The organism is Streptomyces sp. Je 1-332 (assembly GCF_040730185.1).
Classification (GTDB): Bacteria; Actinomycetota; Actinomycetes; order Streptomycetales; family Streptomycetaceae; genus Streptomyces.
Genome location: NZ_CP160402.1, coordinates 2,322,028 through 2,344,966 on the forward strand (window position 1 = coordinate 2,322,028; position 22,939 = coordinate 2,344,966).

23 protein-coding genes are annotated in these 22,939 nt (G+C 68.7%); 16 read left to right on the forward strand and 7 right to left on the reverse strand.

Translation table 11 applies throughout. The features are described from left to right. Positions 1-37 precede the first annotated feature (37 nt). Positions 38-361, reverse strand: coding sequence for a nuclear transport factor 2 family protein (locus ABXJ52_RS10785; protein ID WP_367041328.1), 324 nt, complete (start codon positions 359-361; stop codon positions 38-40). Positions 362-539: 178 nt separating this feature from the next. Here ABXJ52_RS10785 and ABXJ52_RS10790 point away from each other — a divergent pair, with 178 nt between their 5' ends. Both ABXJ52_RS10790 and ABXJ52_RS10795 read left to right on the forward strand, forming a co-directional pair. Further along, a complete protein-coding gene (locus tag ABXJ52_RS10790; protein WP_367041331.1) occupies positions 540-1,085 on the forward strand; it encodes a DoxX family protein in 546 nt (181 codons plus the stop codon). 67 nt (positions 1,086-1,152) lie between these two features. Next, positions 1,153-1,923 carry a class I SAM-dependent methyltransferase gene (locus ABXJ52_RS10795; RefSeq protein ID WP_367041333.1) on the forward strand — a complete coding sequence of 257 codons (771 nt, stop codon included), beginning with the start codon at positions 1,153-1,155 and terminating at the stop codon, positions 1,921-1,923. On the opposite strand, the gene ABXJ52_RS10800 is transcribed toward ABXJ52_RS10795, so the two are convergent. Next, the gene (locus ABXJ52_RS10800) at positions 1,896-2,888 is read right to left on the reverse strand and encodes an aminoglycoside phosphotransferase family protein (RefSeq protein WP_367041335.1); all 993 of its coding nucleotides are present in this window, start codon (positions 2,886-2,888) and stop codon (positions 1,896-1,898) included. The genes ABXJ52_RS10795 and ABXJ52_RS10800 overlap by 28 nt on opposite strands. 237 nt (positions 2,889-3,125) lie before the next feature. Here ABXJ52_RS10800 and ABXJ52_RS10805 point away from each other — a divergent pair, with 237 nt between their 5' ends. Beyond that, the gene (locus ABXJ52_RS10805) at positions 3,126-3,863 is read left to right on the forward strand and encodes a DUF883 C-terminal domain-containing protein (RefSeq protein ID WP_367041337.1); all 738 of its coding nucleotides are present in this window, start codon (positions 3,126-3,128) and stop codon (positions 3,861-3,863) included. A gap of 10 nt (positions 3,864-3,873) precedes the next feature. On the opposite strand, the gene ABXJ52_RS10810 is transcribed toward ABXJ52_RS10805, so the two are convergent. Next, positions 3,874-4,356 (reverse strand): hypothetical protein, encoded by a 483-nt coding sequence (locus ABXJ52_RS10810; protein ID WP_367041339.1) that lies wholly within the window; start codon positions 4,354-4,356, stop codon positions 3,874-3,876. A gap of 264 nt (positions 4,357-4,620) precedes the next feature. Here ABXJ52_RS10810 and ABXJ52_RS10815 point away from each other — a divergent pair, with 264 nt between their 5' ends. Further along, on the forward strand, positions 4,621-5,562 hold the full coding sequence (locus ABXJ52_RS10815) for a glutaminase (RefSeq protein WP_367041341.1): 942 nt from the start codon (positions 4,621-4,623) through the stop codon (positions 5,560-5,562). Between the two features lie 287 nt (positions 5,563-5,849). Here ABXJ52_RS10815 and ABXJ52_RS10820 read toward each other — a convergent pair whose 3' ends face one another. From ABXJ52_RS10820 to ABXJ52_RS10830, 3 genes are all read right to left on the reverse strand, one after another. Further along, complete coding sequence (locus ABXJ52_RS10820) at positions 5,850-6,731, reverse strand: hypothetical protein (protein ID WP_367041344.1); 882 nt, start codon at positions 6,729-6,731, stop codon at positions 5,850-5,852. Between the two features lie 253 nt (positions 6,732-6,984). Further along, a complete protein-coding gene (locus tag ABXJ52_RS10825; protein WP_367041346.1) occupies positions 6,985-8,160 on the reverse strand; it encodes a hypothetical protein in 1,176 nt (391 codons plus the stop codon). Beyond that, a complete protein-coding gene (locus ABXJ52_RS10830) occupies positions 8,157-9,104 on the reverse strand; it encodes a hypothetical protein (protein WP_367041348.1) in 948 nt (315 codons plus the stop codon). Before ABXJ52_RS10830 ends, ABXJ52_RS10825 begins: the two co-directional genes overlap by 4 nt. Before the next feature lie 52 nt (positions 9,105-9,156). Between ABXJ52_RS10830 and ABXJ52_RS10835 the strand changes: the two genes are divergently transcribed. The 6 genes from ABXJ52_RS10835 (at position 9,157) to haaN (ending at position 16,618) form a co-directional block, all read left to right on the forward strand. Beyond that, the gene (locus ABXJ52_RS10835) at positions 9,157-10,908 is read left to right on the forward strand and encodes an SMI1/KNR4 family protein (protein WP_367041350.1); all 1,752 of its coding nucleotides are present in this window, start codon (positions 9,157-9,159) and stop codon (positions 10,906-10,908) included. Next, entirely contained in the window at positions 10,905-11,477 is a 573-nt protein-coding gene (locus tag ABXJ52_RS10840; RefSeq protein ID WP_367041352.1) for a hypothetical protein, read from the forward strand. The genes ABXJ52_RS10835 and ABXJ52_RS10840 overlap by 4 nt, the downstream gene beginning before the upstream one ends. 224 nt (positions 11,478-11,701) lie before the next feature. Further along, a complete protein-coding gene (gene haaT, locus ABXJ52_RS10845) occupies positions 11,702-14,482 on the forward strand; it encodes a cyclophane-containing RiPP biosynthesis TPR protein HaaT (protein WP_367041354.1) in 2,781 nt (926 codons plus the stop codon). Positions 14,483-14,700: 218 nt separating this feature from the next. Continuing rightward, positions 14,701-14,892 (forward strand): HaaA family cyclophane-containing RiPP peptide, encoded by a 192-nt coding sequence (gene haaA / locus ABXJ52_RS10850; RefSeq protein ID WP_367041356.1) that lies wholly within the window; start codon positions 14,701-14,703, stop codon positions 14,890-14,892. 13 nt (positions 14,893-14,905) lie between these two features. After that, the gene (locus ABXJ52_RS10855) at positions 14,906-16,072 is read left to right on the forward strand and encodes an FxsB family cyclophane-forming radical SAM/SPASM peptide maturase (RefSeq protein ID WP_367048964.1); all 1,167 of its coding nucleotides are present in this window, start codon (positions 14,906-14,908) and stop codon (positions 16,070-16,072) included. Between the two features lie 66 nt (positions 16,073-16,138). Next, on the forward strand, positions 16,139-16,618 hold the full coding sequence (gene haaN, locus ABXJ52_RS10860) for a cyclophane-containing RiPP N-acetyltransferase HaaN (RefSeq protein WP_367041358.1): 480 nt from the start codon (positions 16,139-16,141) through the stop codon (positions 16,616-16,618). A gap of 10 nt (positions 16,619-16,628) precedes the next feature. On the opposite strand, the gene ABXJ52_RS10865 is transcribed toward haaN, so the two are convergent. Continuing rightward, entirely contained in the window at positions 16,629-17,159 is a 531-nt protein-coding gene (locus tag ABXJ52_RS10865) for an ATP-binding protein (RefSeq protein WP_367041359.1), read from the reverse strand. Between the two features lie 238 nt (positions 17,160-17,397). On the opposite strand from ABXJ52_RS10865, the gene ABXJ52_RS10870 reads away from it, so the two are divergent. From ABXJ52_RS10870 to ABXJ52_RS10895, 6 genes are all read left to right on the forward strand, one after another. Next, a complete protein-coding gene (locus ABXJ52_RS10870; protein WP_367041361.1) occupies positions 17,398-18,660 on the forward strand; it encodes an XRE family transcriptional regulator in 1,263 nt (420 codons plus the stop codon). Beyond that, positions 18,657-19,169 (forward strand): NUDIX hydrolase, encoded by a 513-nt coding sequence (locus ABXJ52_RS10875; protein WP_367041363.1) that lies wholly within the window; start codon positions 18,657-18,659, stop codon positions 19,167-19,169. Before ABXJ52_RS10870 ends, ABXJ52_RS10875 begins: the two co-directional genes overlap by 4 nt. A gap of 374 nt (positions 19,170-19,543) precedes the next feature. Continuing rightward, positions 19,544-19,873, forward strand: a complete 330-nt coding sequence (locus tag ABXJ52_RS10880) for a hypothetical protein (RefSeq protein WP_367041364.1) — start codon at positions 19,544-19,546, stop codon at positions 19,871-19,873. A gap of 56 nt (positions 19,874-19,929) precedes the next feature. Further along, complete coding sequence (locus tag ABXJ52_RS10885) at positions 19,930-20,241, forward strand: pore-forming ESAT-6 family protein (protein ID WP_361461276.1); 312 nt, start codon at positions 19,930-19,932, stop codon at positions 20,239-20,241. 70 nt (positions 20,242-20,311) lie between these two features. Next, the gene (locus ABXJ52_RS10890) at positions 20,312-20,716 is read left to right on the forward strand and encodes a DUF6507 family protein (RefSeq protein WP_367041367.1); all 405 of its coding nucleotides are present in this window, start codon (positions 20,312-20,314) and stop codon (positions 20,714-20,716) included. Next, entirely contained in the window at positions 20,713-22,926 is a 2,214-nt protein-coding gene (locus tag ABXJ52_RS10895; protein WP_367041369.1) for a hypothetical protein, read from the forward strand. The genes ABXJ52_RS10890 and ABXJ52_RS10895 overlap by 4 nt, the downstream gene beginning before the upstream one ends. The last annotated feature ends 13 nt before the right edge of the window (positions 22,927-22,939 follow it).

Consider the following 22,939-nt stretch of genomic DNA (forward strand, 5'->3'; position numbering starts at 1 on the left):
GCGGAGTTCAGGCCTGGCCCGTCACTCGCCCCGAAGCTCACGCCTGGCCCGTCTCGAACCGGGAGACCTTCCCGTCGTCGACGGTGAACCGCCACTTCGTCCGCATCTCCCCCCACGTGTCGTTGCGGTAGGTGACGACAAGGACGCGCCCCCCGTCCGACTCGCTCTCCACGTCCATGTGACCGTGCGACGAGAAGATCTCCCGGTCCGTCCACTCGGTGACGTCCCGGTCGGAACCGTCGTCGGACATGGTCACATCGGGCGTGACTGCGGCCCGGAAAGCGGCCTGGTCGTGGGAGTTCACGGCGGTGACGAAGGCCCGGACCGTCGGGTCGGTGAGCCGGTTTACCTGGATGCTCATGCGCCCACGGTCACACCGGCCGCCCCGCCCCGCCACCGGACACCGTCACTCGTACGGCCGACTGAGCGGGGTACGGGGTGCGGCTCTGACGGACGGTGGGACTGACACCCACCGGCCCCCACCGGTCCCCACCGGCTCCGGCCGGCCCCCACCGGCCCCCACCCCGGGAGACAGCGCCATGACCCGTTCCTGCTTCGACCGACGCGACCTGGGCCTTCTGCTGCTCCGTGTCACCACCGGCGGCGTCCTCGTCGCCCACGGCACCCAGAAGCTCTTCGGCTGGTTCGGCGGCCACGGCATCGAGGGCACCGGCGCCTTCATGGAGTCCATCGGCTTCGCGCCGGGCAAGGCGAACGCGGTCGTCGCCGGGCTCGCCGAAGCGGGCGGCGGAACGCTGCTCGCGCTCGGCCTCGCGACCCCCGCGGCCGGTTCCGCGGCGGCGGGCGCGATGGCCGGGGCGACCGCGGTACACGCCCCGAACGGCTTCTTCAGCCAGGGTGGCGGCTACGAGTACCCGGCGTTCCTCGGCATGGTCGCCGCCACCCTCGCCGTCGCGGGCCCCGGCGCCTACTCCGTCGACGACGCGCTCGGCCACTCCTTCAACCGCAACTGGATGGTCCCGGCGGCGCTGGCGGGCACGGCACTCGGCGTACTCGTCTCGGTGGGCTCACGGGCGAAGAACGTACGGGAGCAGGAGAGCGGGCCGGGGACGGACGAGGAGTGACGGCTCCAGCTCATCGCGGCGAAAGCCGCTGGTGGAGAGGGGAGTTGACCGGATAGCGTCCCCGCCCATGACCGACACCACCCCGCAGAACCTGCCGCCCCGCCTCACGCGCCTCACCTTCCACGGCCCGCTCTCCGAGACGCGGGCCGGCCGCCTCGTCGAGCGCGTCGCCCCCGGCACCGGCTCCGTGCTCGATCTCGGCTGCGGCTGGGGCGAGTTGCTGCTCCGCGTGCTCGAAGCCGCCCCGGACGCCACCGGTGTGGGCGTTGATCTGTCCGCCGAGGATCTGGCGAGGGGCCGCGCCGCCGCCAAGGAGCGTGGCCTGGCCGAACGCGTCTCCTTCGTCGAGGAGTCGGCTACGGACACCACCCGCGGCCCGGCGGACCTCGTGCTCTGCCTGGGCGCGAGCCACGCGCTCAGCTCCGCCGGACCGCCCGGCCACACCGAAGCCGCCCTGCGCGCACTGCGCCGCCTCGTCACCCCCGGCGGCCGCGTCGTGCTCGGCGAGGGATTCTGGCAGCGCACGCCCACCTCCGACGAGCTCGCCGGGATGTGGCCGGGCGCCCACACCGGTGAACACCTCTACTTGGGCGACCTCGTGGACGCGGCGATCGCCGCGGGCTTCCGCCCCTTGTGGGTGGAGACGGCGAGCGTGGAGGAGTGGGAGGAGTTCGAGTCCGGCTACCGCACGGACGTGGAGGAGTGGCTGGCCGCGCACCCCGGTCACCCGCTGGCCGCCGAGACCCGCGACAAGGCGGACCGCCAGCGCGACACCTGGCTGCGGGGCTACCGCCAGGCGCTCGGTCTGGCCTATCTGACGTTGATGCCGGTGGGCTGACCGCTCCCGGTGCCGAACCACGCCTGAGCCAGCGCGTCCAGCGTCGGCTCCGGCGGGGCGGGCAGTTCCCGCAGGTACCAGGGCAGGTTGCTGTAGACGTGCAGCAGGGTGTGGGCGAGGAGTTCACGCGGCTCGAAGGTGTGGCCGTAGGCGCGCATGAAGCGGCCGAGTAGGCCCGGCTCCGCGCGCGTGACGAAGAGGCCGACGCCCACGAAGTCGTACGCCCTGTCCCCGATCATGGCGGGCTCGAAGTCGAAGAGCCCGGTGAGGCGGGGCCGCACCGCCCCATCGAGGGTGCCGTCGGAACCGTCGGTGCCGTCGATGTCGACCAGCAGATGCTGGCGCATGAACTCGGTGTGCAGGAGGACGCGCGGCGCGTCGGCACGCAGCGGCACCGCGTCCAGGAAGTCCGGGATCTGCTCCGCCCAGCTCTCCGGCAGCCCGCATCCGCGCTGCCGTGCGGCGGCTCCGGCGCGCTGTGTGTCGATGAAGGCTCCCCAGTCGCCGGGCCCGAGCACGTCGGTGAGCGGCCCTGGGTCCAGGGCGTGCAGCGCGGCGAGCGCCTCACCTGCCTCGGTGATCAGGCGCTCCCGGTCGGCGCGCGACAGACGCGGCCAGGCCACGGCGAGGTCTTCGCCGGGCAGCCGGGACATCAGCACGTACCGCCAGCCGTTCTCGTACGCCCCGGACGCGTGCACCCGCGGTGTGGGGACGGGCAGCCGTCCCTGAAGATGGCTCAACACCCGCGCCTCGGCCTCGGCGTCGTCGGCCGCGGCGCCGGGGAAGAGCTTGAGCACGAGGTCGTCCCCGACGGCGTAGACGGGCTGCGAGCCCTCCGTGAAGCGGTGGAGCGGCGCCCCGGCGAGGCCGAGCCTGCCGCAGAGATCCTCGACTCCGGGTCGTATGACGGCTTCGTCGGGGACGACAAGATCCCATTGCTCGTCGGTGTCCACAGGGGGCAGCATGATCGGCACGGTAGGAGGTCGCGAGGGCGACGGCAATGCATTTAAACGGGCCCGGCGGCCGGCCCGTGCACCCGCGACACCGCACCCGCGCACCCGCGCATCCGCGAACCCGAACCCGAACCCGCACCCGCACCCGCACCCGCACCCGCACCCGCACCCGCGATACCGACCGAAGTCTGCCGCCCATCGACTTTCGGCCGCTCCCCCGCGGCCACCCGCTCGTCTAGCGTCGGGGACATGACCAGCGAAGAGAGCCTCGGCCGCCCCGTCCCGCTGCGCAAGGGCAGGACGACGGTCCTCGGTTACCCGCGCGGTGACCTGCTGACCGTACTCATCGGCATGCCGGTCCTCGGCCTCCTGCTCGGCATCGCCCTGCCGCCCCTGGCCCGATGGCTGAGTGACCTGCCGGTGCTGCCCTGGCGGGACGGCATCACGTTCGTCGGTTCGCTGGACAGGCCGTGGCAGACGGCGATCGCGGCGGGCCTCGGCCTGGTCGCCGGGTTGCTCATCGCCGGCACGGACTACGACGAAACCCTCAAACTGACGTTGACCGACCAGGAGTTGGTGGCCGACCTGCACGAGACGAAGCGGAGCATCGAACGCGCCCGCGTTTCGGCGGTGTTCCTCGACGGCAAGGAACTGGTGGTACTGGACGAGTCGTCGTGCGAGTTCACGCGCGGCGTCCACAAGACGAAGGCTCCGGCCCTGGCCGAGGCGTTTCGCTCGCACGGCTACCCGTGGCGGGACGCCGATCCGCACGCGGCCCTGTTCCACCGCTGGATTCCCGGCGCTCCGGGTCTGCCCGCCGAAGCGCACGCGGTCCTCACCGCGCGGAAGGTCGCGCTGAAGAGCAAGGCAGCACAGGACGCCGGGGACCTCGCCGAGACGATGCGGGGTCTGGGGTACGTAGTACGGGACGAGGGCAAGGACCAGTACTGGCGCCCGCTGGCGGCGGAGGCCGACGGGCGCCAGTAGCCGACGAGCGTCAGAAGACGAACGGGCCGGGTGCCTGCGCCGATGTGGCGTTGCAGGTCACGCTGATCCCGAGGACCACGACCTGCAGTGACGTGCCCTCCAGGCTGTCACCGGTGGCGACGGTCCCGTCCAGCGGTCCGGTCGACACCTCGCCACCGGCGGGGATGGCCGGGTTGGAGCTGCCGGTGAAGGTGGTGGTGCCCGATCCGTTCTTGGTGAGCGTTAGTGTCGAGTCGACGGAGTCCGCGGCGATGTCGATGGGTGCGGTGATCGCCGACGTGGAGACGCTGATCGTCGCGGCGGTGCCGTCCTGGGTGGCCTTGAGCGTCGCCGAACCCGAGCCCCAGGTCCCGCAGTCGAACGAGATGGTCGCGGTCTCCGGGGTGACCGCGGTGGCGGCGGGCGCCATCACCATGGCGCCCACGGCGACCAGTCCGACGCCCAGCGCCGTCCCGGCACCGAATCTGCGCTGCCGCCTGCTTATTGCACGCATGCCATGCCTCATGGGGAATCCTGCCTTCAAGTGGGGGGATTTGCGGGGGGATTGGAGACAACTGATGCTCTGTCAGCTCTCACTGACGACCAGTCAGCATCTCGTACCGCATTGAGGCACGGACCCCTGGAGACGACAAGGGCCACTCCCACACTTGTTGACATGCTACGGCCAATTCCGGCCGCGGGCCGCGACCCCGGACAGCCGCGGGCAGCGGCCCCGGACAACCGCAGGCCGCGGCGACCCCGGACAGCCGGGTGCAAAATGGCGATCATGACTCCGCCGACCTCCCCCCAGACCTTCCAGCCGGTCCTGGACCGCATCGCGGCCGAGATCCAGAAGACGCCGGGGCGCGGCAGCCCAGCCGACTACATTCCGGCGCTCGCCGCGTGCGACCCACGCCGGTTCGGGATGGCCGTCGCGGAGCCGGACGGCACGGTGTACGGGGTGGGCGACTGGCGGCAGCCGTTCTCCGCGCAGTCCATCACCAAGGTGTTCACCCTCGCGCTCGACCTGGCGCGCGAGGGCGACGCCCTGTGGGAGCACGTGGGCCGCGAGCCTTCCGGCAACCCCTTCAACTCCCTCGTGCAGCTGGAGTACGAGAACGGCATCCCGCGCAATCCCTTCATCAACGCGGGCGCCCTCGTCGTCACCGACCGGCTCCAGACGCAGACCGGAGACGCGGCGGGCGCTCTCCTGGACCTGCTGCGCGCGGAGAGCGGGAACGACCGGCTCGCGATCAACGAGGCCGTCGCCGCCTCCGAGTCGGCCCACGGGGACCGCAACGCCGCACTCGGCCACTTCATGGCGGCGTACGGCAACATCGACAACCCGGTCCCTGTCCTCCTGAACCAGTACTTCCGCCAGTGCTCCGTGGAAGCGTCCTGCGCCGACCTCGCCCTGGCGACCGGTTTCCTCGCCCGGCACGGCATCCGCGCCGACGGCACCCGCCTGCTCAGCCGCAGCCAGGCCAAGCAGATCAACGCGATCATGCTCACCTGTGGGACGTACGACGCGGCGGGCGACTTCGCCTACCGCGTGGGCCTGCCCGGCAAGAGCGGCGTGGGCGGCGGCATCATCGCCGTCGTCCCCGGCCACTGCACGCTCTGCGTCTGGAGTCCGGGTCTCGACGAGCGGGGCAACTCGGTCTCGGGGGTGGCGGCGCTGGACCGCTTCACGACGCTGACGGGCCTCTCGGTGTTCTGAGAGCCGGGCGCGGGCGCGGGCTGCTCGGGCAGCATGCCGAGCGGCCGGCCCGATGAGCGCTCGGCGCCCTTCACCGCGATCTCGGCGACGATGTGCGCTGCCGGCTGGATCGACTCGCGCGGCGTGAGGTGCGGGGCGTCGGGGGGACGCTGCGGGAGTTCGGCCGTGTCGGCGAACGCCGCCGCCGTCGGCAGAGCGACGGCGGCGAGCGCTGCGACCACGATCACGACGGCTCGCGGGCGGACGCGGGTGAACATGATCTTTCCCTGGGAGAGCCGGGCCGCGGGTCAGGCAGCGGGGAGGGGCGCCGGGACGGGCGCCGGGGCGGGCGCCGGTGCGGTGTCGCCGCCGGGCTTGACCTGGTCGGTGCCGGCGCCCGCGTCCGCCTTCGGCTTCTGCTCGTCCTTCGGCTTCTGCTCGTCGGGCTGCACGGTGTCGGCCGAGGTGTCCGTGTCGGGCTGGGGCTGGGGCTGCGGGGCCGGACGCGCGTCATCGGGGTCCGGGGTGGGCTGCAGGTCGGGCTGCACGTCGTCGTCCGGGGCGGGCTGCGGGTCCGGGGTGTCCTGTCCGGCCTCGTCGAGCCAGGACTTGAGCTGGCCGTCGGGCTGGAGCGCGACATGCAGGCCGTTGTTCTGGCCGTAGGCGGCGCGCCCGTTCGCGTCGAGGGAGCCGAGCTTGGCACCGGCGCCGAAGAAGTCGGCCTGGTAGTGGTTGGTGGACAGCTTGTAGACCTTCGCGGTGGAGCCGTCGGCGAGCTTGGGCGAGGCGACGAGAACGCGCTTGTTCGGGTTCGGCTTCGGCTTGGCCTTGTCCATCCAGGAGGTGAGCGAGCCGCCCGGGGTGAGCTTGATGTGCAGGCCGTTGTGGTTGGCGTAGGCGTTCTTGCCGTTGGCGATGAGGGTGCCGCCCTTGGGGCCGAGGACGACGGCCTTGGCCTTGTTCTTGCCGAGCTTGTAGACCTTGGCGGTGGAGCCGTCGCGCAGCTTGACCGTCTTGGCCCTCTTCGGCTTCTTGGCCTTGGAGAGCGCCACGGACTCGGCACTGACGCTCACGCCGGCCGAGGCCTGCGGACCGGCGGCGGCCATCGCCCCGGACGCGGCTCCAAGGCTGATGCCCGCCGTGGCGACGACGGCGATGGCGGCGGTGCGCAGGGTGCGGGCGGTACGCATGAAGGGGCCCCTCTCGGGTCGGTTCCGGGATGTGTGTCGTCCGCTCGGTCACGGTGACGTCTACGAAGTTACGGATCTCACATCAAAGAGCCACATAGGGGATGTAACGGGCACCGCGCACATGAGCTGCAAATTACGCACTTCTGGCGATGCGAGAAGGGGAGGTCGTGGCTGGCGATCACGGCACGGCGGCCGGGGGGGGCCGGCCAGCCGGACGGCCGGGCGGCCGGGCGGCCGGGCGGCCGGGCGAGAGTCAGCGACGTCCGTCCGCCCGCGGCAGTTTCAGCTTCAGCGGGCCGCAGCCGAGGCGGGCGGCCTCGGCCTCGACGTAGCGGGGGAACAGGGTACGCACGGCCGCGCCGGCCCCGCCCTCGTTGGCCTGTACGAGAAACACGGTCTCGCCCGTCTGACAACGGGTCCGGAGGACGCCGAGGTTGGGGCCCAGGCTGCCGTAGCCGGCAGCGGAGTGCACCCGGTCGCCCTCGTCCAGCGCCATCCTCGTGAAGATCCCGGCCAGCCGCGAGTCCTCGACGGTCATCATCCGCTGTTTCGGCTGCGAGCCGGTGATGTGCCGGTCGCAGGTGCGCACCGGACCGCGCCCGTTGGTGATCACGGGGTACTTGGTCGGCTTCTGCTCCCCGCCCACGGTCAGGCCCTTGATGCCGCACAAGGCGTCCGGCTTCTCGGTGCGTGTGTAGCGGGCGGGCTTCGGCAGACGGTCGACCGGATCGGCGATCGTGCCGGTGCAGCCCAAATCCGCGCTGACCTTGTTGACGAGCTTCACGACCATGCGGGCCATCGCGTCCCGCTCCTTGGTACGCGGCTCCATGTCGCTGATCCAGCTGCCCTGGGCGATGTCCACGACGGTCGGCCCGTCGAGGTGGCCGGGCCGGCCTATACAGCCGTCCGGGATGGCGAGCCAGGCGCGGCTGTCCGAAGCCATGCCGAGGAGGCCGCCGCCGAGCGGTGTGAGGCGGGCGGAGAGGAACTCATCCGCCCACTTGCCGTCGTCGCCCGCCCGGTCGTCCAGCCGATGCACCCGCGCGGTGAGCGCCCACGCGTCGCCGTCGCTGTTCGCCAACTGGCAGTTGCCGGTGGGGCCGTCCAGGGAGCGCACACCGTACAACACGGGCGCTTCGACCGCTTCGACGTCCTGCGGCTCGCGAAAGAGCGGGGCAAGGTCGTCGCGGGACAGCGCTCCCCAGCACACCTCGTCCGGCGCGAAGGGCCCGGCCTGCGCCTGCCAGGCCATGCCGCCGACGCCGAGCAGCACCCCGGCGAGACCCGCGGCCAACAGCGGCCGGACCCGGCCGCGCAGCAACCGGCGCCAGTGCCATGAGCGCCGACGCCGACGCCGCTCGCTGAGCAGCTCCCGATCGGCGGGCAGGGGCTGGTCGTAGCGGTTCGGCTCGTCCTCTGCGCTGCTCACCGGGCGGCTCCCTTCGGTGCGATGGGGGCGCAGCCCAGGCGGGCCGCGACCGCGTTGGCGAAGGCGGCGAGATGGCCGCGGTCGCTGGAGGCGCCCATCAGGAGGGTGAGGGGCCGGTTGGCACAGTCGGCCCGTACGATCACGCGCTCCTTACTTGTGGTGCCTGTGCCGCGCCAGCCGCGGGCCGCAGGACGCTCGCCCACGATGCCGTCGAACACCGCGGCCAGCCGTGGCTGCGCGACCATCGCCAGGTCCAGGTGCGGCACGTCGTCGCGATCGCCGCGGACGCTGCACGTCTGCAAGTCGCGGGTGACCGCGCCGATCTGATCCTTGACGTCCTCCGTGCCCGGACGCAGGCCGCGGATGCCGCAGACGTCGTCAGAGGCGCTGAAGACGCTCTCCGTCCTGCCCGGCAGGTCATAGACCGGCGAGCTGACCCTCAGCGGCTCGTCCGGCGCACAACCGGCCGCCGCCATCCCCGAGTTGGCCGCCGCGACCAGCAGCACGGCCGCCTCCCGGGCGCCGCCCAGGTCGGGCGGATCGTTCTGGGTGTACGAGGGGCCGCTGGAGTACCTGCCGGAGGCCTCCAGGGTGACGATGGTCGGCCGGCCGTCGTCCGTATCGCAGGACTTCGGCAGCACCAGCAGGCCACCACTTCCGTTCACCGTGCCCGGCAGGCCGTCCGGGAGCGGAACCGCGTCACCGCCCAGGAAACGGTCGTGGACCATCGAGAGCCGGGCCTCCGCGGCCTTGGGGGCCGGGCCGTACTCGACCGACACCCGCTGGTCGACGGAGACCTCGTCGCCGTCGTAACTGCTCTTGTAGTCGCTGTCGATGGCGACCTCACAACTGCCGGTCGGGCGCTCGCGGTTGGGCGCCGTCTCCTCGGCGGTGCGTGACCCGTCGTCATCGTCACCGAAGGCGTCTACCAGAGCCACGGCCACCGGAACCCGTGTATCAGCATCAATGTCAGTGCCGGGTGCGACGATCGCGCACATGACTGAGACGGCTGGCGGGAGTTACGACTGGCGGGGTTTCCTCACGCGGTGGAGCGAGGAGTGGGCGGACGCATGTGATCCCGATGAAGTGCGGGACTCGGGCGATGAGGAGGCCCGTCGCGCCCGCTGGCTCGGCTTCGAACCCGCGACTTTCGCGCGGGCCGCGGCCCTCGAAGAGCGCCTTGGGCACCGGCTGCCGCCGTCGTACCGGACGTTTCTGGAGGTCACCGACGGCTGGCGGCATGCGGGCGGGTTCGTGTGGCTGCTCGCGGGCACGGACGCGTCTCGCTGGCATGAGGACGACGCGGGACTCGCCGAGATCTTCCAGGAGGACCTGGACGAGGATGCGACGCGGGAGGAGGTCCTGGGGGCCACGATCTGGACGCGAGGGCTCGATCTGGCCGTGGAATCCGACGCCATGACCGTCATGCTGGACCCGGAAGACGTGGAAGCGCACGGTGAATGGGCGGTGTACACGTGGGCGCCATGGCGGGCCAGCCCTCCGGAACGGCACGTGTCCTTCTGGGAGTTCATGCAGGATGCCTACCGGGAGTTCCACAGCCTGCGGGCTCGGGCCGACGGCGCATCGGAGTTCGTGAACGCCACGACAGAGTCGCTGGACGCCATGGTGGAGGAGGCACGGCGTGACGCACTGCGCGGCGACTACGAGCGGGCCGAAGCGGTCTTCGCGCAGGCGCAGAAGTATGGCAGGCCCCGCGCCGGGGCGATGCGGGACCAGATCGTGTGGCTGCTCGGCGACCGCCACGCCAAGCACTTCGACGGGCTCGCTGCCGATCCGGTGTACGCGCCGGAGCTGCTGCCCGCCCTGGTCGCCAGCCGCGGGGAGCGGTCATGGCGTGGCGAAGGGGCATATGAGGGCCACGTGCGTGGCAGCTCCGACGAGGTGCGCGCGCTGGAGCTGGTGCTGCGGCAACTGCGGGAGGGCACCTACGCGTACACCGCGCCAGGACCGTTTGGCGACGCCGTGGAAACAGCCCGGGAACAGGCGCGGTGGGGCGAGGCGGACGCGGCCTGGCAGACTCTGCCGACCGCGCTGCCCCAGTGGCAGCCGCTGGGTGTTGACCACCTCGCGCCCGTGGGCCTCGTCGCCGACCCGCTGCTCACGCAGGAGCGGGGTCGGGCGCTGCTGGCCACCCCCAGAGGCGAGGAAGCCACTGGCAGTTGGGGCGTGGCAGTCGACGAGGACCCCCAGGGCATGGCGTGGCTCGCGGAACGGCCTTCGAACGGCCAGCGCCAAGGGTACCGATTCCTCCTCGTCGAAGGCGTAGAGCCCGACGCGCTCCCCGCTCTCATCGGCGCCGCGGACGACGCAGAGCTGCACGAGCCGATGACCCTGTGGGATGCGCGCTCGGAACTGCGGTCGAGTGGGACATCCTCCTCGTACGACGACAAGGCGCTGGTCGCCGTCGGTCGTGCCCGGCACGGTTGGAGCTTCGCATTCGACGGCGAGCCGCAGCCGTTCAACGAGGCGCGGTTCACCTCCCCGGCCGTCGCCGCCTCACGGCACGGCCGTGCCGTGGTCGTCTGGGCCTCGTCCGACGAGTTCGGCAGGGGAGCCCTCGGCCACCGGACGAGCACCAGCTCCTACAGTGGAGCCCGAACGACGCTCGGGGACAGCCGAATTGGGCATCGTATGAGTGCCCGGACCGCGAAGAGCGGGACCGCGACCGCCCCTGTCCAACGAGTCGCAGCCCGCCGTCGGGCCCGCAATCAGGGAGATGTGACATGAGCGCAGAAATGGTCGCAGCATTAGGAGCACTCGCAGTGGCGGCGGTTGGTGCCGTGACGGGCATCTATAGCACCAGGGTGACGCTGCGCGAACAGAACAGGCTGAGCGCATCGGAGGCAACGCTGCAGCGAGAACTGCAGATGGCGCACCACGCCGCTGATCTCGAGCGGGAATGGAGCCAGGCCACTGCTGATGCGCTGGTTGCGTCCCATGTCTATATGGGGAGTTGCTGGGAGCTGGCACAAGAACTCGGCTCATCCGGGCGCACTCCGTCGAAGTGCGAGGAGCGCTACGTCGACTTCTCGCTGCGATGGGAGGAGACGAAGAGGGCCTTCGTTGCCGTGGGGCTGAAGGCGCCCACCTCCGATGTACGAGAGAAGACCGACCAACTGAATAGCGCACTCATCACCCTTGGCGACCTCATGGCTACGTGGTTTCACGAGCTTAAGGAGCAGGACTGGCAGAGAGTGCGGACGAAGTGGAGCCGGTTCGAGGGACTGAAGAATGCCGCCCACCAGGCGACCAGCGACTTCGACCGAGCCCTCCGCGGACTGCGTGCTGGCGCATAACTGGCTGCCCGTTCCTCGCTGACCACCCCGGCCGGACCCCACCTCCCGTCACACTCAGGTAGCGACATCTGGCCTTGGGCCTCCTTGACCGGCCGACGGGTGGCTGATGCGCTTGGAACGTCGCGGTGTCGATCTCGGGGGTCCTTCTTGTCCAGATTGCTTTCACTCGTGCCCCTGCCGTCCAGCGGCAGCCATTCGGTGAGCTCATGAGAATGAGACGCGGCATGGCAATCGCTGTCGTTGCCGGCGGCGGCGCGGCGACAACCATTCTGGTCGGGCTTGTCACGAACGCGGTGTCCGAGACGTCGAACTGGCCCTCGTGGCTCGGCTGGATGCAGCGGCACGCCTGGTTGTCGTTCGCCCTGCTGGGCCTGGCGTTAGTCGGCTTAACTGCCATGCTTGCCGCCCTCTCCGACATTGGGACGGCCAGCAGAAGCCCGGAGCCGGTTATCCGGCCGGACGATGGTGTGGGTACGCCGGGCGCAGCCCTGGTTCTTCGCTCGCTGCCTCGGGATACCACCGCGTTCACCAACCGGTCCGTGGAACTTGAGCGGTTGCAGCAGTCCGTGGATGCCTCTCAGGCGCGCGGGGAGTCGCTTCCCGTTCACGTGATCGATGGGATGCCCGGCGTCGGCAAGACGACCTTCGCCGTGCACGCCGGACATTCGCTGGCGTCACGGTTCCCGGATGGCCAGCTCTTCGTGAACTTGAACGGGCATACGCCAGGGCGGAATCCGGTGCAGGCGACCGAGGCGCTGGCCTCGCTCTTGGCGGCTACCGGGGTGCCCACGCAGCAGATACCAGTTGGGGACGACATCGGGGCCGTCACCGAGGCGCGAGCCGCCCTGTGGCGGAGTCAGCTGGCGGGGCGGAAGGCGTTGCTCATCCTCGACAACGCTGCCAGCTACCGGCAGTTGGAGCCATTGCTGCCCGGCGGGAGTGAGTGTCTGGTGCTTGTCACCAGTCGGCGGCGACTGGCGGCACACGAGGAAGTTGCGATGGCCGTCGCGGCTCTGCCACCGGATCATGCGATCGGCTTGTTCACGCAGCTCAGTGGGCGGTCACCGGAGAGCCTCGAACCAGCGGTGCTGGATGAGCTGGTTCAGCTGTGCGGGTATCTGCCACTGGGGGTGTCGCTGCTTGCCGCGCGCTTACGGCACCGACCTGCCTGGAGTGTCGAAGATCTGCTGGCAAGGCTGCTGGCAACACGGGACCGGCTTGGTGAGATGCGGGCCGGTGAACGGGCAATGGGTGCGACCTTCGACCTCTCCTATCAGGATCTGCCAGAAGCGCGACAGCGGTTCTTCCGGCGACTCAGCCTTCACCCAGGGGCGGATATTGACGCTTATGTCAGTGCCGCGCTTGACTCGATAGCGGTCACAGATGCCCGACGGCACCTCGACGCGCTCTACGACGACCACTTGATCGACGAGAACCCGGAGAGCCGCTACCGGCTGCACGACCTCTTACGCGACTACGCCCGCGGCCTCGCTGACGAGGAGGACAGCATGACCCAGGCACAGGCAGTCGAGCGCGTGGGCACCTACTACCTGGCTGCTCTCAGCGATGCGAACATGCACATCATCCGGAGTGGTTCGGATGCGGGAGCCCCTCCCCTGCCCGGCCCGTCGGGTGGCGGGGCGCCAGCCGTCGAGCTTCCCGTCATGGGGACGCGGAACGACGCGCTTGGATGGCTGGAGCGTGAGCGCGCCAACATGCTGGCCTGCATCGAACAGGCGAACTCTCTGACGCTGCACTCCCTGGTCGTGCGGCTCGCCGCGGCCCTGGCACCCTTCCTGCGGCATGCGGGACCCTGGGACCAAGCCGCCGGCCTCCACCGCGTCGCCGCGGAGGCCGCCCGGCGGACTGGAGATCGGCAAGGGCTCGCCGACGCGCTGGCCGAACTCGGAGTCGTACGCCGATTCATGGCCAGCTACGCAGAGGCGGCTCGGGCCCTGAACGAGGCGGTTGCGGAGTACGAGGCCATCGACGATCTGCGCGGCAAGGCGAAGGCGCTGAACCAGGTCGGCATCGTCGGGTACATGACGGCCGACAACGAGGCCGCTGCGCGGTCCCAGACGGAGGCCCTGGCGATCTTCCGTGAGCTGAGCGACCGGCTCGGGCAGGCCAACGCGCTCGCAGACCTGGGGATGGTGCAACGGCAGGCCAGCCACTTCGCAGAGGGGCTCGAAACGCAGACCGAGGCGCTACGCCTCTATCGCGAGATCAACGACCGCTACGGAGAAGCTAATTCGTTACGCGATCTCGGCGTGGTGCACTGCCTCATGGGGGACTACGCACTGGCCGGGCAGCGGCACCGCGAGGCGTACGACATCTACTGCGCGCTCGACGATCGCAATCACCAAGCCTATGCGCTGAATGAACTGGGCGTAGTGCGGCGGCTGACCGGTGATCCTGACGGAGCGCGGGAGGCTCACCACCGGGCGCTTGAGTACTTCACCGAGCTGGGCGACCGGTTCGGACGGGCCAACAGCATCCGGCACCTGGCTGTACTGGAGCGCCATACAGGGCGCGCGGCGGAGGCCGTCAGCGCGCAGGAGGAAGCGCTGGCTATCTACCGCGAACTCGGCAGCCGCGGCGGAGAAGCCGCCTCACTGAGCGAGTTGGGTGCTGCCCGGGCATCTGCCGGCGACGTGAGGGGCGCTGCGGCCGCCTTCGAGCAGAGTTTAGGGATTCTGCGTGAACTGGGCGATCGGTGCGGTGAGGCGGAGGTGCTGAACCACTGGGGCGTGCTGCAGAGCAACTCCGGGGAGCCGAACTCCGGACGCACGCGCTTCCGTGAGGCACTGCGTCTCGCGCGAGAGGTCCGGTGTCCATTGGAGGAGGCTCGCGCCCTGGAGGGAATCGGCCGCTGCGCGTCGGCAGCGGGAGATCGTGAAGGGTGGGACACGGAGCTACGTGAAGCCCTCGCCATCTACCGGCAGTTGGGGGCAGGCCGCGCGGTCGCTGAGGTCGAGCGGCTGCTGGCGGCACAGGCGGGGTGAGCGTGGCCTCGCGGACGCCCCGCAAGGTGGGCGTAAGAAGGTGGGCATAAGGGAGAGGGGCTCGGGCTCCAGGCCTGATCGCGTGGCCAGTTTCCGTATCCCGCTGCCTACTTCAGTGGTGCTACGTTGCCAGCTGATCTGTAGCAGTAACGACCATTGCTTCGCGCCGCGTTAGGGCCCGCCCCGACACTCGGCGCGCTTGTCTTGAGGAGTGATGTATGCCGCCGAGCAGCACTGTTCCCTCCCCTTCGGCCTCCAACCTGGATGCCCCAGAGGTCGCGCCGCTGCCTGAGGTCCTGAACCGTGTCGCCACCCGCGTGCAGCACCGGCTGACAGCCGAGCAGTCGGCGTCGAACCGCACTGGGGACGGCGCGCATGCCGCTTCAGTCTCCTGGCCGTGGCCGCTGTAATAGCTCCTCCTTGATGACCTCGAAGTACTCTCACACGCCGTTCCACACCTTCATCCTCAAGGTCGCGAACCGCTGCAACATCGACTGCGACTACTGCTACGTCTTCAACTCGAAGGACCAGGCGTGGCGGAGTCTGCCGGCGCGTATGAGTGTGGAGGTGGCGCAGGCTGCGGCTCAGCGCATCGCAGAGCATGTGGTCATGTATGAGCTGCGAGCCGTCCATGTCGTGCTGCACGGCGGAGAGCCTCTGCTCGCCGGGCCGCGGCATCTGGGGGATCTCCTCCGCGTCCTGAGGGACGGCATTACCTCGGACGTCGAGGTCCACTTCGAGCTACAGACCAACGGGACGCTCGTGTCGGAGGCGTGGCTCGATCTATTCGAGCAGTACGCGGTGACGGTGGGTGTCAGTCTCGACGGTCCTCCCGCCGCCAACGACCGGCACCGTCTGACTCACGCCTCGCGGTCGAGCGCGGCTTCGGCTGTGCGGGGCATTGAGCTGCTGCGGTCCCGGCCGCAGCTCTTCGCCGGGCTACTCGCGGTCGTGGATCTCGCGAACGATCCCGTGGAGGTGCATGACTACCTCGCGTCGTTCGAGCCACCGGTGATCGACTTCGGGCTGCCGCACGGGACGCATGACGCGCCGCCGGAGCGGAATGATCCGACCGTTCCGGAGTACGGGGTGTGGATGAGCCGCGTCTACGATGCTTGGCTCGCCCAGCCCCAGTACGAGCACAGCGTCCGGATGCTCGAAGACATCGTGGCGCTCAGCTCCGGTGCTTACGGCGCGGTCGAGACCCTTGGGCTCGCCCCGCCTGCCAGCGTCGTCATCGAGTCCGACGGCTCCATCGAAGGCGTGGACACCTTGCGCTCGGTCGAGGTGGGTGCCTCCTGGCTCGGGCTCGATGTCTTCCATGAATCGTTCGACGCGGCCATCCATCACCCCAAGCTCCTGCACCGACAGCAGGGCGGCGGGACGGCCGCGCTCGCGGAAGAGTGCCAGCGCTGTCCGTTGGTCGCGGTGTGCGGCGGGGGCTACCTTCCACATCGCTTCAGTTCCGAGCGTGGATATCAGAACCCCTCCGTCTACTGCGAGGACCTGGCGTATCTCATCCGACACGTTCAGGGTTCTCTACAGCGGCATGGCTGGGCGCTGGGAAGCCCCGGCTCGCGAGTCCCGTAGTCCAGGCGCCGGGAGCCCGGCTGCCCGCCCCCAGCACTCACCACGAACCACAGGAGTTGCACGCCGATGACCGTGACAATCCGGCCCGCTGAGAAGAGCGACGTACGGGCCGTGGCAGAACTGATCGAGGAGATCGAGCGCTTCTACGGCACAGCGGATGCGGACATCCAGCCCTTCGAAGAGCGCCAGACGCAGGTCGAGGAGGCGCTGTTCGGTTCACCGCCGCTAGCCTCCGCCCTTCTCGTCGAAGATGAGGACGACGGAGTCGTGGGGCTCGCCGCGTACTCGTTCCTGTGGCCGTCTGCGGGGTCGACCCACTCCCTGTTCCTCAAGGAGTTGTACGTCCGCGACACGCTTCGCCGGCAAGGCATCGGCGTGCGCCTCATGGATGAACTGCGGGCCGTCGCCTCCGCGCGCCCGGGGTGCAGCCGGGTCGAGTGGATGACGGACCGGGATAACCCGGATGCACGCGCCTTCTATGGCGCACTCGGGTTCGCCGAGTTCGACGGGAAGGTCGTGTATCGCATGAAGACCGGCGCCGAGTGAGCGGCACGGCTCACAGTGAGCGATCACGCGACGACCGAGCCGGAGTAGCCGGTCTCAACGTGGCGTCGCGCTTCGTCGGAGTGCTGGCCGATGGGACGGCCTGCAGCCGCGGCCCTAACGGATCTGTTCGGCCAGCTTCCTGCGCGTGAACGGAGACATCGAACTCGGCCCAGACCTTCTTGCCTCGCTCGGTGAGCTCCCAGCCATTCCGAGAAGCGAAAGAATCCACCAGGGCCAGGCCACGCCCGCTCTCGTCGTCGGCTGTCGCATGCTGGCGGCGGGGCGGTTCGGACTTCCCGTCGTGGACGACGAGAAGCAGTCGCCCCTCCTCCGGGTGGTAGTAGAGGCCGACCATGACCATGCCTTCACTGTGCACGACCGCGTTGGTGACCAGCTCCGAGGCGACCAGCTCGACCGCGTCCCGCATATCTCCCTCTATCGGCACGTCCCACTCGATGGCCTGCATCAGGATGCGGTCACGGGCGTAGGCCACAGCGGAAGGGTCTCCAGCTACAGCGACGCGGGTTCGTCGGGTGGTCATGAGGACTGCTCCTCGGACAGGGGGTGGAGTGGGTCGTCTCCACTCCGTAGTGCGGAGAGGAGAACGGCCCTGTTCGCGCCGTGCAGGGTGAATACGCGCGGATTACGCGGATCCGAACGGCGGAACTCAGTAAATTCCCTTACCCACGGCCTGTGTGACTCCGCCAGGTGACCCCAAGTCGAAGTCACCTTTGGCTCGTTGGCCATAGTCTCGAACCACGCCGTACGGGGAGATGTGCATGGACCGTACACAGCGAGATCCGCGCGAGGTCGTCGCCGGACTTCTCAGCGATGAGCGACTCCTCGCTGCGTGCACACAGCGCGACATGGGAGCGCTGTTCCGGTTGCTCAACCACCGTGGAATCAGTACTCGGCGCATTGCGTCCGCTGTCGACATCACCCAGGGCCGACTCTACGACTACATGAACGGCAAGAGCCGCGTGGAGAAGCTCGCCATCTTCGAGCAGATCGCGGACGCCCTCCACATTCCCGGCCAGCTCCTCGGGCTCGCCACGCGGCGCTGGGAGACCGTCCCAGCCCGGCCCATGCTGAACAGTCTGGAATTGCCGCCGGAAGGTGATGACTTGACGGCGGTGGATGCGTTCCGGGGCGCTGACCGGCAGGCCGGAGGTGGGCGTCTGTACGGTGCGGTCATTCGCCACCTCAGCCACAACGTCGCCCAGCGCCTCGTCGACGTCGACAGCAATCCCCAGGTCTTCGCCGCGGCAGCCGCCCTGACCGAGATGGCCGGCTGGATGGCCCACGACTCAGGTCGCGACGGCCTCGCTGCCCGCCACTTCTCCCGCGCCCTCCCCCTCGCCCACACCTCTGGCAACATTCCCCTGACCGCCAACATCGCCGCCAGCAACAGCCACCTCGCCCTCCAAACCGGCGACACCGCAGCGGCAACCCACTGGGCCCGCACCGGCCTCGACCTAACCGGACAACACCCAGGCATCCCCGCGCTCACTGCCCGGCTGCACACCATGTCGGCCAGGGCACTGGCCGCCGCATCGGAGCCGGCCCGCGCAGCCCACGCCCTCGATCAAGCACATCAGGCTCTCGAAGCCACCGCCGAGGCCAAACACCCTTGGCTCAGCCCGTTCGACTCCGCGGCCCTGGCCAGCGAATCAGCACTCACCTTGCGTGACATGGAGCAGTACGAGCAGGCACTGGTTCATGCCGAGCGCGCCATCGCCCTGCGGCAGTCTGGTCGGGCCCGTTCCCTGGCCCTGAGTCGCATCACGTTGGTACGCATCCACCTCCACCGCGACGAGCTGGACGCTGCCGTCGACACCGGCCTCAGACTTCTTACCGCGGATCCCACCCTCGGATCGGTTCGCCTCATCCACCAACTCGAGGACCTGCGCAAACCACTGGTCCCGCACCGTCGCTATCCCCCAGTACGAGACCTCCTGGAGCGATTCGACGATGCGAAACGGGCCAGAATGCTGTTGCTCGCCGACATCATCACGCCGCCCGGGAAAGGTACTGCTTCATGAGGCCCACCCCAGCAGACCCCGTCGCCTGGAACGCCTACCTCGCCGAAGGAAACGCCACCCAGGCCCGCAAGCGAGTCGCGGCCGACATCGTGCTGCGGGACAAGGACGGTCGGATTCTCCTGGTCAATCCGACCTACAAGCCAGGATGGGACCTGCCCGGAGGCATGGTCGAAGCCAACGAATCCCCCGACGACGCAGCACGTCGGGAGCTCAAGGAAGAACTGGGCCTCGACATCCGGACGTTGCGGTTGCTCGTCATCGACTGGGTGGCTCCGCATGGGCCATGGGACGACCAGCTCGCCCTCATCTTCGATGGTGGAACCCTCGACGAGGACCAGGTCACCGGTCTGCGGCCACACGATCAAGAGTTGTCCGAGCTGAGATTCGCCCCGGCTACAGAGGCTGTGGCGGCGCTGCGAGAGCGGTTGCAGCACCGGCTCGACGCCGCGTTGGCAGCCCTTTCTGACGGCGTCCCCCGGTACCTGCATGATGGTGCCGCCATCGCGTAACGCCCGCCCCGGAATACAGCTCCGCATGCGGTTTCAGCCATGGCAACCGTACTCGGCGCCCTTCATGCCCACGACCCTCTGATTGCACCTTCCAGGACAGCGGCCCATCTGCCCGCTACATGTGCGGCGGCACAGCACTCCTACCAGCGCAACTGCAGCCGTCGAGCTCTGCTCTGGCCATAACAGCAGGCCCCCTGCATGGCGCACGCCATGGCACAGATCACGCCATCTCACCCCCAACTACGTTGCGGATGCAACGCCTTATGGGACAGGATGTTCGATACACTACGGGGTGTGAGTGACGTATGTGGATGCCGTGACGGCAGGGCCGCCCACAGCGCACCACACAATTGGGGATATACGGGGGTGGGTTCGTGAAGTTCGACATGGGAGACACGACTCTCGCGGTGCTGGGGAAGAACACCGTGGGGTCCAGTGACGATCTCGGGACGCTGATCGGACTACTGATCCAGGCGGCCGAGCCGTTGGAGGGCAAGTTCAACGGGGCGGGCAAGGCGACCTTCGACTCGTTCAAACTGCGGGCCGATGAGATCACTTCGGATCTGAACGGGGCGCTGTCCTCGATCCTGGGCGGTCAGGCGGGCATGGACACCGCGTTCGGCTCCGGTGACCAGGAGCAGTCCGACAACGCCCACCAGAACATGGGCGCGGCCAACTTCGACAGTGCCCGCTTCTCCGGCTGAACTGAGACGGCCGACTCGCACACCACGACAATTCACCACGCAGGGGGAACTTCGCCATGGCTGGAAACCAGGACCGTCGCTCCTACGACACCGGCGCCTCGGCCGACGTGCAGGGCGGCCTGCAGATCATCATCGGTCAGCTGGAGCGGGTGCTCGGTGACCGTGACCGCGCCGTGAAGGCCGCGATGGCCGACTACCAGGCCGACGGCGTGTCAGATGACTACCACGGCAAGGAAGTCCGCTGGAACAAGGCGGCCAACGAGGTACGGGAAATCATCCGCCTCGTACGCACCACGCTGGAACAGAACGACGGCACCGCACAGTCGACGCTCGCACGGGCGCGCGCCGCCGTCGACAACATCGGCTGAACAACGGCAGCGAGCGGCCAGGGTCGACAGGACGAGGGACTTACCAGTCAGTTGAGTTACGGGGGTTGGTGTGACGGGGTGGGACATCGCGCCTGCTGGAGTTCAGTCGGTTATCTCCAGGGTGCGTGAGGCCGAGAACGGGCTCAATGCGGGCATCAGGCTGTACGGGAACAGCGTGCAGGGCGCGATGACGTCGGCCGGCACGCTGTCATTCGACGGTGAAAGCGCGGGCGGCGGCGACAAGGTCGCGGGATTGGTGGCCGTGGCGCTAGGTGAGTTCGTCCAAGGCACCGAGCGGGATGTGGTGTCTCTGACACTGCGCGCCAGCAACTCGGCCAACGGCGCCATCGAGGCCACCAACCATTACCTGGCGGGTGAGCTGGAGCAGGCGTGGAACGCTCAGCGCCAGGCCACATTGGCCCCTGACGTGACCGCGGTACTCGAAGCCGCCCGCAAGAAGGGCGCCGAGAAGTGATCAGCCCGAACGACGTACCGACCTATACCGGCGACCTGGTCGAGCTGGAGCGCGAGATCATCCTCGCACGCCGAGCCGCAAAGGCCATCCGGGACCGCGGCGACGACGTGCACAACCGCTTCCAGCACCTGGACGCTTCCTACAAAGCCCCCGAGGCGGGGCAATTGTTCGGTACCACCCAGGCGGTACAGGAAGGCTCGGACTCCTTCGCAGAAAAGCTGGAGACGGTGGCAGAGGCCCTGACCAGCTATGTAGCCTCGGTCGGTCCGATCATCAAACAGCTTGACGTGCTGCGCCACCAAGCGGCCATATTCTGCGAGTCCGTCAAGGGCGACGACGGCGCCTTCTCCTCCTGGCAGAAAGACCAGGACAAGGTCGACGAACACCAGGGTCTGTGGAACAGCGTGAACGCGGCGGTTGCGGCATTTCAGCGGGCCGAGGTGGCAGCCGCCGACAAGATCACGGGCACGGTCGGTGGTACTCAGTGGCATATCAACGACGGCAGCCCCAAGCAGAAGAACCCTTACGGCTTCAGTGCCGACCAACTCAACGAGGCCACGTCCCTGCCTTGGGGCACGCCGGAGCACCACACCGCGCTTCCCTTTGGGATCGACTACCACCTCGGACAGTTCGGGGTCAGTCTCGTCCAAGACAACATGATTGGCTCCGTCGAAGGCCTGGTCACCCTCTTCAGCCCCGGCGAGGAGGGCGGGGCCGCCCGCGAGGGCCTGGCCAAGGTGTTCATGGGCCTGGGCTCCTTCGCAACCGACCCCACGGGCAACCGGGAGGACAGCCCCTTCAGCCCGCGGTGGCAGGAACTCACCGATGAGGGGCGCGGGTACGCGAAAGAGTTCGGCAAGTCATTCGTCGCCTGGGACGACTGGCAGGTGAACCCGGCCAAGGCCACGGCCACCGTGCTCTTCAACTTCGCCACCCTTGGCGCTGGCCCTCTGGGCGCGGCATCCAAGGCAGGTGCGGCCGGCAAGGCCGGAGCCGGCGCCCGCGCGGCCGGAACTGCCGCCAAGGTCGGCGAGATCATCGACCCCATCGGCGCAGCCGCCAAAACGGTCGGGGCAGCGGCCCGCGTCCTCCCGAAGGTCTCCGAGATCAGTGCTGGCTTTCGCGCCGCCAATGCCACCGCCGACGCATCAAGGGCCACACAGAGCGTCATCGAGTACCCCAACGGGGACAAACTCGTGGTCGCATCCGGCGAGTTCATCGACAGCAAGAACGGCGTACGAAACACGAACCCGGTCCGGCGTGAGCCGTCGGCAAACCAGCTGGCAGAGCCCGAAGCGGCACCTCCCCGGCGCGAGCCCGCCCTCGTCGGCGCAGGCGCGCGAACGCCGGAAGCCAGTGCCCAAGCGGGCGAGAACCTTCCGCCCCACGCCAGCCACGGGGCTGCAGCCAACAACAGCTCACGCAATCAGCCATCGACAGCCTCCAGCCATCATGCTGATGCACGCGGCTCGGGGGGGCAGGGCTCTTCCGGGGGAGACACATCTATCTCCACCCCCACCACAGATGGTTCTGGTAACGCTGGTACCCACGCTGCCGGACATACACAGGGCCCGGGGAGCGCCGCACCAGAAGCTCTCGGAGGCGACGGCTCCCTGCCCTCTTGGTCGTCCGCGACCAATGGCGAATCACAACTGGATCCCCAAGCCGTCGACGACCGCATCAAGGAGCTCGATGACCAGCAGGGCGGGGAGGGACACGCTCCCGGGCGGCATCTCTATCCAGATGAGGCCGCTCTTCAGAACCGCCTGGGCACGCCCAAGCTCGACCCCAATGGAGACCCGAAATTTTTCGGGCCTAACTCCAATAAGGCTGGGCATGTCAAGTCAGAGAACAATATCGACCCCATCACCGGAACTACTGTCGATGGTGTGCACGGCGGCGTGCACAATGTTGGCCCATACGCTACACGGTTCGACAGCGCAGAGGACATGGTAAGAGCCGATGCATATTTTCGAGAGGAAATATCGCGTACGGGCGAGCCTCCGGACGCAGGCGTGCCGATAGATGCAATTCTAGGCCCCGACGGGTACAAGCGGTTCAGTGGCTTCTATCGGAACCCGGCTGACCTGAACGAGTTCCTGCCGGTAAACTTCGAGAACGGAACTATTTTCCCGGTTTACCGTTTTCGCGATGGAAGTTGGAAGCTCATAACTATGTACGCAGACCCTGCACCGGGCCGTCACCCATAACCCCACCGAAGGT